Source organism: Pseudomonas akapageensis, assembly GCF_011355085.1.
GTDB lineage: Bacteria > Pseudomonadota > Gammaproteobacteria > Pseudomonadales > Pseudomonadaceae > Aquipseudomonas > Aquipseudomonas akapageensis.
In genome coordinates this window covers 73,492-83,650 of record NZ_VXCP01000012.1, presented here as the reverse complement: position 1 = coordinate 83,650, position 10,159 = coordinate 73,492, and the positions used below count along the sequence as shown (strand labels likewise).

Annotated in this window: 7 protein-coding genes; 4 read left to right on the top strand and 3 right to left on the bottom strand. The window is 59.9% G+C overall.

All coding sequences use genetic code 11. From position 1 onward, the window contains the following. Nucleotides 1-504: 504 nt before the first annotated feature. Nucleotides 505-1,524, top strand: a complete 1,020-nt coding sequence (locus tag F2S13_RS10075) for an alpha/beta hydrolase (protein WP_166360329.1) — start codon at nt 505-507, stop codon at nt 1,522-1,524. Between the two features lie 87 nt (nt 1,525-1,611). Here the strand turns inward: F2S13_RS10075 and F2S13_RS10070 are convergent, their stop codons facing one another. Then, nucleotides 1,612-2,874 (bottom strand): alkaline phosphatase family protein, encoded by a 1,263-nt coding sequence (locus tag F2S13_RS10070; RefSeq protein WP_246237853.1) that lies wholly within the window; start codon nt 2,872-2,874, stop codon nt 1,612-1,614. A gap of 102 nt (nt 2,875-2,976) precedes the next feature. Here F2S13_RS10070 and F2S13_RS10065 point away from each other — a divergent pair, with 102 nt between their 5' ends. From F2S13_RS10065 to F2S13_RS10055, 3 genes are all read left to right on the top strand, one after another. After that, nucleotides 2,977-3,942, top strand: a complete 966-nt coding sequence (locus F2S13_RS10065) for a ribonuclease Z (RefSeq protein WP_166360327.1) — start codon at nt 2,977-2,979, stop codon at nt 3,940-3,942. Nucleotides 3,943-4,208: 266 nt separating this feature from the next. Beyond that, nucleotides 4,209-4,676: a hypothetical protein gene (locus F2S13_RS10060; RefSeq protein WP_166360326.1), complete on the top strand. Its 468-nt coding sequence runs from the start codon at nt 4,209-4,211 to the stop codon at nt 4,674-4,676. A gap of 218 nt (nt 4,677-4,894) precedes the next feature. After that, nucleotides 4,895-7,375, top strand: coding sequence for an arylsulfatase (locus F2S13_RS10055; RefSeq protein WP_166360325.1), 2,481 nt, complete (start codon nt 4,895-4,897; stop codon nt 7,373-7,375). 108 nt (nt 7,376-7,483) lie between these two features. On the opposite strand, the gene F2S13_RS10050 is transcribed toward F2S13_RS10055, so the two are convergent. Both F2S13_RS10050 and F2S13_RS10045 read right to left on the bottom strand, forming a co-directional pair. Beyond that, the gene (locus F2S13_RS10050; RefSeq protein WP_166360336.1) at nt 7,484-8,365 is read right to left on the bottom strand and encodes a DUF2950 domain-containing protein; all 882 of its coding nucleotides are present in this window, start codon (nt 8,363-8,365) and stop codon (nt 7,484-7,486) included. A 32-nt stretch (nt 8,366-8,397) separates the two neighbouring features. Beyond that, nucleotides 8,398-9,969 (bottom strand): DUF3300 domain-containing protein, encoded by a 1,572-nt coding sequence (locus F2S13_RS10045; protein WP_166360324.1) that lies wholly within the window; start codon nt 9,967-9,969, stop codon nt 8,398-8,400. Between the last annotated feature and the right edge of the window lie 190 nt (nt 9,970-10,159).

Sequence of the window (10,159 nt, the reverse complement as noted above, 5' to 3'; positions counted from 1 at the left end):
CGCCGCCACCGAATGCCCCGGCGCTCACGAGAAAGGCCTGATCTGGTCAACAATGCATTCGATCGAAACGGCCCAGGCGATCATCGATGCATTGCTCGATGGCGCTGAGGGCATGGCCCTCAAGGCAACGCCTGAGACGGGAACGTAATCGCCGGGTATTGAGTCAAAGTTTATAAGCGGAGACAGGTCACGATTGTTGTCTTGAGGGGTTGAATCAGCCCTGCCTGAATCGTGATCTGCCGCCGCCCATCTCACCTGGCACCCAGCCTCATACCGCCTACTGCAACCTGCCGGCTATTGATCCAGGCCGTCAGCCCGCCCCGACCCAGACCACCCCTTGCGCCTAGCCACCGGGCGCCTGCGACTTTAGTAGTATCTGTCACTTTTTATCTTGCGCACTAAATATTTGCGCGATATCTTTTTCATCAGCCGGCTAGCACAAGGAATTTTCGACGTACGAGGACAGGTAGCCGCCGAACTCAATCGACCACGAAGAAGATGACCATGACGACTTTCACCAAACTTTTCGCCACCTCCCTGCTCACTCTGTCGATCGGCAACGCATTCGCTGCCACCGACACCGGCGTCGAGCACAACACGCAAGCGTTCCTGGACGCGCTCAACTCCGGTGGCGGCAAGCCGATGGAGCAGCTCTCGCCCAAGGATGCACGGGCCGTGCTGACGGGGGCTCAGGCCGGGGTCAAGCTGACCTTGCCCAAAGCGGATGTGAGCCAGAAGACCATCTCCGTGGACGGCCAGGACATCAGCCTGACCATCGTGCGGCCGGCTGGCGTAAAAGGCACCTTGCCCGTGTTCATGTTCTTCCACGGTGGCGGCTGGGTGTTGGGCGACTTCCCGACTCACGAGCGTCTGGTGCGCGATCTGGTGACCGGGTCCGGTGCGGTGGCGGTGTTCGTGAACTACACGCCTTCGCCTGAAGCGCACTACCCGACTGCGATCAACCAGGCCTACGCGGCAACCAAATGGGTGGCCGAGAACGGCGCGCAAATCAATGTCGATGGCAAGCGCCTGGCGGTTGCAGGTAACAGTGTCGGCGGCAACATGGCGGCCGTGGTCAGCCTGATGGCCAAGGACAAGGGCACGCCGGCGATCAAGTACCAGGTCCTGCTGTGGCCGGTGACCGATGCCAATTTCGATACCGGTTCCTACGAGCAGTTCGCCGAGGGGCACTTCCTTACCCGCAACATGATGAAGTGGTTCTGGGACAACTACACCACCGATCCCAAACAGCGCGCCGAGATTTACGCCTCACCGCTGCGGGCGACCCTGGATCAGTTGAAAGGCTTGCCGCCTGCGCTGGTGCAAACCGCCGGTGCCGATGTCCTGCGTGACGAAGGCGAAGCCTACGCCCGCAAGCTGGACCAGGCCGGTGTGCCGGTGACGTCGGTGCGCTACAACGGTTTGATTCACGACTACGGTCTGCTCAATGTGGTCAGCCAGGTGCCCGCTGTGCGGTCGGCGATGTTGCAGGCTTCGCAGGAGCTGAAGGTTCACTTGCAGTAACGACGGTGAGGGCCGGATCGACTTTCAGTGGGTCGATCCGGTCTCAAATAAAAGGTGGTTTGTCGTGGAGTTCGCCGGAGCAGAATTTCAGTTGCCTACTCGGCCTGCCTCCGCCCCTGTTGTAAAGATAAACGGCACAAGCTGTTCCTCATCCGTCAATGCCCCGTGATGACCGACCCATGATGTCTGAAACGGTTCCCGCAATGACCGAATGACACCTGCACCTTCGTGGGCAATAGCCAAAAAATCGCCAATGCGCTTCACGACAACATCAGATGTGTTCTCCCCGAACAGTCCACTCTCCAGTGCTTCTTTACGCGTCAGTAATAGAAAATCGGCACCCAGCATTTCACGCCAACGCTCCAGCACAGAAGCGTCGTCAGGATCACGAAGGTAAATGTGCCTCGCCCTGATATCGCCACAAAGGCTGGACACCCCTAGCTGCAACTCAGGTATCAGATCGAAATCGATAGTCCGCGCCTGATCGAGCGTGGTCATTCCATGGTCAGCGGTGACTATCAACACCGTGTTCTCATCGATGCACTCTGCAATTTCCTTGATTCCCTGATCGATGTCACTGAGCACCTTCAGCCACTGCTGAGATCCAGGTCCATACAAATGCCCACAGAAATCGAGATCACCGAAATAGATGTATGAGAAGGTACGATCCACGCGTTCGAACGATGCCCTGAAGCGCTCAATCAAATCATTTGTATTGGAAACAGGGATAACGTTGGCGCCCTTGAATACCTCCTTCGTGTAGGACGATCCTGAGATCGCAGCCGGCAAATAGGCATTGATCAGCAAACCGTTTTTGGCAGCTTCAAGCCATGCAGACCGGCTGCTGACGATGGGTTCCATGCCTGTGAATGCTTGTTCCTGCCTACCTGTTTCCGGGTCGAAAAACTGCCAGGCCAGAGGATTGAACGGGCGATTCTCTATGCTGAATGAGGCCCCCACGATGCCATGAGCGCCACTGTCTTCGGCCGTCGCCAAGGACGCCAGGCTCGCAGCCGTCGTCGATGGAAAGCCTGAGCGCAGCAATTGCCCGCCTCCACTGCCAGGGATGGACTTCAGGTACGGCGTTTTTTCGGAAAAGTTACTGAGGAGATGAGCGCCTAGACCGTCTACCAGGCACAATACCGCATGTTTACAGGATGGAAGTACGACATCACCCGCCCTGTCACTGAAACCCAGCGAGTGCAGAACAGCGTTCGTCAAACTCGCCAAACCGGACCTTGTAGATTGAGTCAAAGCGTACCTCCTATGGTTGCTTGCTGTATGAAGATTATGGGTTGCGCCCCCATTGTTGCAACGGCCCGGCTGATGACCCAGGCCATCAGCCCCCATGTTTGGTTGGTCAATCCGACCTCAAATAAAACCTGATTTGCCTATCAGTCTTCCAGAGCAGTCATACTCTTCACTACCCCCTGAACAAGCAGAGAGTCAGCCATGGATCTGCTCTTTCTCGGCACCTCCGCCGGAGTGCCCACCCGGACCCGGAATGTCAGCGCTACCGCCCTGATCGAATCGTCCGGCAAGGGCTGGTACCTGATCGATTGCGGCGAGGCCACCCAGCATCAACTGCTGCGCACCCCGCTGTCGCTGCATGACCTGCGCGGGATATTCATTACCCATGTCCATGGCGATCACTGCTTCGGTTTACCCGGGTTGCTGGCCAGCGCCGGCATGTCCGGGCGTTCCGAACCACTGGACATCGTGCTGCCGGCTGCGCTGCATGACTGGGTGCGCCTTGGCCTGGCCGTCAGCGACTCGCACCTGCTCTTCGAATTGCGCATGCAGGCTGTCGAAACCTTCGATGGCTGGTGCAACGGCAATGTCCGGGTCGACACGGTGGCCCTGTCTCATCGGGTACCCTCTCACGGCTATGTGTTCACTGAGGCCAATCCCGACCCGCGCCTGGATGTGCAACGCCTGGAAGCCGAAGGCATTCCACGTGGTCCCCTTTGGGGCGAACTTGCTCGCGGGAATGATGTGGAGCATGCCGGGCGCATGCTTCATGGGCAGGACTATCTGCGCCCCTCGCGACCCGCGCGGCGCGTCATCGTCTGCGGCGACAACGACACACCCGAGCTGCTGGCCGACATGGCAGCGGGTGCGGATGTGCTGGTGCATGAGGCGACCTTTACCCAGGCGCAGGTCGATCACACCCGGGCGAGTTATGGGCACAGCACGGCTGCAGCGGTGGCACGGTTCGCCGCGGCGGCGGGCGTTCCTAACCTGGTGCTGACTCATTTCAGTGCTCGCTATCAGAGCAATCCTCAGCGCAGTCCGTCCATCGAGGAGGTTCGTGTGGAGGCTGCGACTCACTTTAACGGCCAGTTGATCCTGGCGCGCGATCTGCAGCGCTACCATCTGGGACGAGATGGCCGCCTGGAGGTGGTGGGGAGCGATTGACAGGTGCGGGTTCAAACGCCTGGCCGCAGCTCTGTAGGAGCGGGCTTGCCCGCGATCCAGGCGACGCGAATTGCCTGACACACCGCGGGGAGGCCATCGCGGCGGTCCGGCGATCCGGCAAGCCCGCTCAGGGGCACGGCGAACCGGCAGCGTGAGTCAGTTAATAGGTATCCCCTTTTTCTGCCAGAGCCGCTGGCAGACCATCTGAGCCCCTTCTACGCTTGCCGCATCTCAGAGGCATTCCACACCACGCGGAGAGCATCCATATGACCAGCCCCAGAGGCGCGGATCTTCGAGACCAGTTGCCGGGCGAAATCATCGCCGAACCACAAATCCTCAACGGGCAAGGCTTCACACTGCAGCCGCAAAGGGTAAAGGTGTTCAAGCCCACAGGCGCCCCGGTCTACTTCTACGACATCATGACCGATAGTCCAGAGCGCGTCGGCATTGCCAGCCTGGTGCTGGAACCCGACTCCCAGCAGGTCGTCGATGTTGGTCATGCCTGCGCCAACCTCGCCGAGAGCCAGACCGAACCCGGTCTACTGGCTCGCGTCGCCGAGGTGCTGATCACCCATGGCTACGAACAGGGTCTGCCAAGCGTACGCGTGGTGGTTCCTGCAGAGGACGCGAAAGCGATCGAGGCCTGCGAGGCACAGATCGGACTTTGCCACCGGGAAGACAACGAATACGACGGCAAGCAGTTCGCCTGCTTCCATTACCCGGCGACTGACTAATAGAACGCGGGCTGCGCGTTCCCGTTCGATCAGGCGAGGAACGCCATGCCGAGAGTGGACCAGGCTGAATACCCCACCGCCCGTCGGCCGGAGGCAGCCCGCATTACCGCCGCGAATGCCTCCCCGCTAGGCTCTGCTAGGTAATTCAACAATTACCTACGCCCCGCAGTTCTTGGCGTGACCATCGAACTCAAGCAGTTCCGAATGGAGCAAGAGCCATGCGCCCCTTCAATCTGATCATTTTCCTTCCCGTCGCGATTGCCGGCGCCTTCCTGGCGTCGGCGGCAGTGTTCGCTGAACAAACTACCGGTGTACCCGGTTCCCCGAGCGCGACGACGACCATCGACGGGAAGTATCTCCCAGCGCCTCCCCCGGCATTCGGCGGCGTGATAAACCTCAACGCCAAAGACTCCAAGCCTTCCTGGCCAGCCACGGTAGTGCCGCCCAAGGGCGCGCCCAACGTGCTGCTGATCATGACCGACGACCAGGGCTATGGCGTCTCCGGCACCTTCGGCGGTGTTATCCCGACGCCTGCCATGGACCGCATCGCGAAGGCCGGCTTGCGCTACACCCAGTTCCATTCCACCGCGCTGTGCTCACCGACGCGGGCGGCGCTGATCACAGGCCGCAACCACCACTCGACGGGTTTCGGCCAGATCGGGGAGTTGTCGACCGGCTTCCCCGGCTACGACTCGGTGATCGGGCCGGAAAATGCCACCATTGGCGAGATCCTGAAACAGAACGGCTATGCAACGTCGTGGTTCGGCAAGAATCACAACACGCCCACGTTTCAATACAGTCTGGCCGGCCCCTTTGACCAATGGCCGAGCGGGATGGGCTTCGAGTATTTCTACGGCTTCATGGGCGGCGAGACCGACCAGTGGACGCCCTACCTGTTCCGTGATCATAGCCAGGTCTTCCCGTTTGTCGGCAAGCCCGGCTACAACCTCATCACCGACCTGGCAGACGACGCCATCAGGTACATGGGAGAGTTGAACGCATCTGCTCCGGACAAACCCTTCTTCGTCTATTACGTGCCCGGCGGCACGCACTCGCCGCACCAGCCGACGCAGGAATGGATCGACAAGATGAAGGGCAAGTTCGACATGGGCTGGAACGAACTGCGCGAGCAGATATTTGCGAACCAGAAGCGGCTCGGCGTCATTCCGCCGAATACGCAACTGACACCCTGGCCAAAAGACATCTTGCCGGAATGGAACACGCTTCCCGCCGAGAACCAGAAGTTGTTTGCCCGCCAGGCGGAGGTGTATGCCGCCTACGTCGCCTATACCGACCATGAGATTGGCCGGGTGATTCAGGCCGTCGAAGACATGGGCAAGCTCGACAACACACTGATTATCTACATCAGCGGCGACAACGGCACCAGCGCCGAAGGCACCATGGTCGGCACGCCGAACCAGATGACCTCCTACAACGGCATTCTCGATCTACCCATCGCCGAGCAGATGAAAGCCTACGATGCCTGGGGATCCCCCATGACCTACCCACACATGGCGGTGGCGTGGTCCTGGGCGTTTGATACGCCCTTCAAGTGGACCAAGCAGGTGGCGTCGCACTTCGGTGGCACGCGCCAGGGCATGGTCATGTCCTGGCCGGGCCACATCAATGACACCGGCGGCATCCGCACGCAGTTCCACCACATCATCGACATCGTGCCCACCCTCCTGGAAGCAGCGGGCATCCCGGCACCCGTGATGGTCAACGGCATCGCCCAGAAGCCCATCGAAGGCATCAGCATGGCTTACACCTTCGACAAGGCGAACGCGAATGCCCCGTCGAAGCGCGAGACCCAGTATTTCGAAATGTTCGGCAACCGCGCCATCTATCACGACGGCTGGATCGCTGCCACCACCCCGCCCGCTTCGCCCTGGCTCATGGGCTCGGTCAAGCTGCCCGAGGATGTGGTCGATGGCTACACGTGGGAGCTTTACAACCTTACGGAGGATTACTCGGAGAGCAATGACCTGGCGGCCAAGAATCCCGACAAGCTGCGTGAGTTGCAGGATCTTTTCATGGTGGAGGCGACGAAATACAACGTCTTTCCCTTGGACAATTCGGTCCTCACGCGACTCATTACGCCACGGCCGAGCGCGACCGCCGGGAGAAATGTTTTCACCTACTCGGGTGAGATGGCCGGCCTGCCCTACGGTGACGCCCCCAGTATTCTCAACAAGTCCTACACCATCACCGCCGAGGTGGAAGTCCCGCAGGACGGTGGCGACGGCATGATCGCCACCATGGGTGGTCGCTTCGGCGGCTACGGACTCTACTTGCTCAAGGGCAAGCCGGTCTTCACCTATAACCTGGTTGATCTGGAGCGGTTCCGTTGGGAGGGTGATCAGCCGCTCACGGCGGGCAAGCACACCATCGTGTTTGACTTCAAATACGACGGACCCGGCCTGGGCAAGGGCGGTACCGGCGTGCTGAAGGTGGACAACAAGGAAGTCGCCAGCAACCAGATCCCGCACAGCATTCCGTTCCTGATGACCATTGACGAGACGTTCGACGTCGGCCTCGATCTTCGCTCACCGGTGGACGACAAGGACTACCAGGTGCCATTCCGGTTCACCGGCAAGATCGACAAGCTGACCATCAAATTGGACGAGCCGAAGCTGCTTGCCGGGGAGCAGAGGATGCTCGATCAGAAGATACAGGAGGCCAAAATCAAGGCACAGTAATCCCTCAATTGTGAAACATGCGGGCTGCTCCCAGCGAGCGGCCCGCGAGTTCACCAGATTCCGAGGTCAGTTTTGCTGCAAGCGACAGCTTTGCCCGTGTAACGCTTGTTACTCTTGATCTTCAGGAACCACCGTCCAACTGTCATCCGGATCAAAACGCTTCATCGATTGCGCCAGTTTTTCACCATGGGGCCCCAGGTCTTTCTCGAACACCTGTCCCTCATGACTGATCATGAAACTCATCACCCCAGTGTCACCATATTTGGCCGGCCAGGCGATCAGTGCAAAGCCTCGGCTCATCTTGTCGCCGATGAGGTAGCTATAGGCACCACCCGGAGCCGAAGGCCCTTGGCCATCGAGGATGCGGAAGCGGTAGCCATGCCAGTCTTCGTCGCCAATGGCCTTGCCGAACAAGGGGCCCAAAGGGCTGATCTGACCACTGTCGTCGTCCGCCCAATAGAGTCCGTCGTGCTTGCCGGGGGTGCTGAAGATTTTCTGCGCATATTCGAGTGCGCCGTCACCGTCACGATCCACTGTCGCATATTCCATTTGTGCGTCGTGATAGGTCAGCACCGATTGCACCGCGTCGAGTTCATTTTGGCCAATGCGACGTGCACGGATCTCGGCGCTACCGGCCTTGAGGTCGAAGTGCCACCCTTTTGCGTCTTTTATCAGTGGTATCGGCATCGTCCACTGCTCGTTGCCTACCGAGAGGAGCGCTTTGTGGTCGCCGGCTTTTTCAATGTGGTGTTGCTCGCGGTATTGCTTCAAGAACGCTTCCACATCCTGGCGCTGTCCGCCTTCGCGTGGGATGAAACTGTGCCAGTCACTGCCCAGCAGCTCCGTCAGGCGTGCCTGATCGGCGTGTTCGGTACCCAGTGCTTCGACGAATGCTTCAACGGCCTTATCCGGCGTTGGAAATGCCTGCTGTGCCGTCGCAATGCCCGACCACACCAGGCCGGCAGCTATCACAAGGACATGGGGGAGCAAGCCCCTGAGTACCTTGACTCGAGGATGGTTATTCAACGACGGCCCCCCCTTTGACGCGCTGGTGGATTGGACGGCCGACTGATCTGGTGACCGGCCGATCGCGAGGCACTGGGGCGTTGGGCGGCCGCCTGACTGGCCCGGCCACGATTGGCCTGGGCGCTGGCCTGGGACGGTGACCGCGCGCCAGCGAATGCATTGTTACGTGCACTGCCGGAGCTTGCGGCCGGCCGTTTATTCGCAGCTTGACGCGTCTGCGCATTGCCCTCTCTGCGCTGACTCACCTGATTGGTCTGTTTCCTGGGTTGCTGATTCGCCTGCCTGGCCTCTTTTCTGGGCTGCTGGTTCGCCTGCCTGGTCTCTTTTCTGGGCTGCTGGTTCGCCCGAGGGTTTCCAGCAGTGCCCTGGCCTCTGTCAGACACCTTCGGTCTGTTGGTACCGGCTTGTGCCCGATCGCCAACTGAAGGTCCGGACTGGACTTTACGCGCTTGATCACGGGCTTCACGGTTGCTGGTGGGCGGTCGTTCGAAGCCGTGCTCGGTCATTGAGTTGCGGGCTTTATCACGCGCTTGGGCGCGCTGGGCATTGTCCCCGCGATAGGCCTCACGCTGATTGGCGCCGTTGAGTTGGCGGCCGTATTGTTCGCGGCTCCTGCCGTCTCGATAGGGAACGCCATTGCGATGAACCGGGTTGTGCTGAAACCTGTTATTGGTGATCTGGTTGTTGCGATTGATGTTGTTGTAGCGGTTGACGTCGATGTCGACGTCGTTATTGCCCCAGTCAAAATCCCCCCACAACGAGCCGACGATCGCCACGCCGGCACCAAACGCCAGCCCGGCCATCAAGGCCTGACCGGGGTAATAGGCGGGTGGCGGTGGATAGTACACGGGAGGCGACGCGGGGTAGGCCCAGGTGCCGTAGACGGTTGTCGGGTTATAGGTGGGTACGTACACCACCTGCGGATCGGCGGGCTGGATGATGATGGTGGAGCTGCTGGCAGGGGCCGGAGCCACAACAGTGGTCGTGGGTGCCGGTGCCGGTGCTGGTGCCGGTGCCGGTGCTCCAGCGTTCTGAGTTGTCACGTTCTGATATTGGTTGCTCTGCAGGTTGCCTGCTGCCTGGGCCTGATGACGCAAGCGTTGCACGGCCTGCATGACTTCGTCGGGCTGCGCCAGGAAGGCATCACCCAGGCGTTGTACCCAGACGGGATCCTGCCCCAGCGTTGCCAGAACCTGCGGGAAGGCGACCAGCGCCTGCACGCTCGGGTCCCAGGGCTGGCTCGCCACTTGCTTGACGGCATCATCTCCCTTGGCGTCCGGGTGTGCTTTGGACCAGGTTACCGCCTCGCCAATCTCCCCGGGGTAGGTAACGGCCATTAATACCTGTGCCAGCAGTGGGTCCGGGTAAAGCGCAATGGGAGCCAGCATCTGATCCAGCTGTTCCTGGGTAAATACCGGATCCTTGGCCACAGCCGTAGCGGGCGCTGCACCGGCGGCATTAGCGGGTGTGGCGGGTGTGGCGGAGGTATCACCGGCAGACTGCGCCAGGCAGGAAGATCCGTTCAAAATCAGTACGGCTGACAACGCGTACAATAATGGAATGCGCATTGCACCCCCTATGTTCTCAGGCAGGCTTGAGATGAGTGGATCAGTGCCAGGCAGGTGTGAGCTGACGCTGCAAGCCACAGCGCTCAGCTTCAATGCCGCATCCTGAATGGTAGCAAACTTAAAAAATTTGCCGCTGATTCGTTGCAGCGCGTGTTCGAGATTTGCCAAACGAGTGTGAAAATGCCAAGCG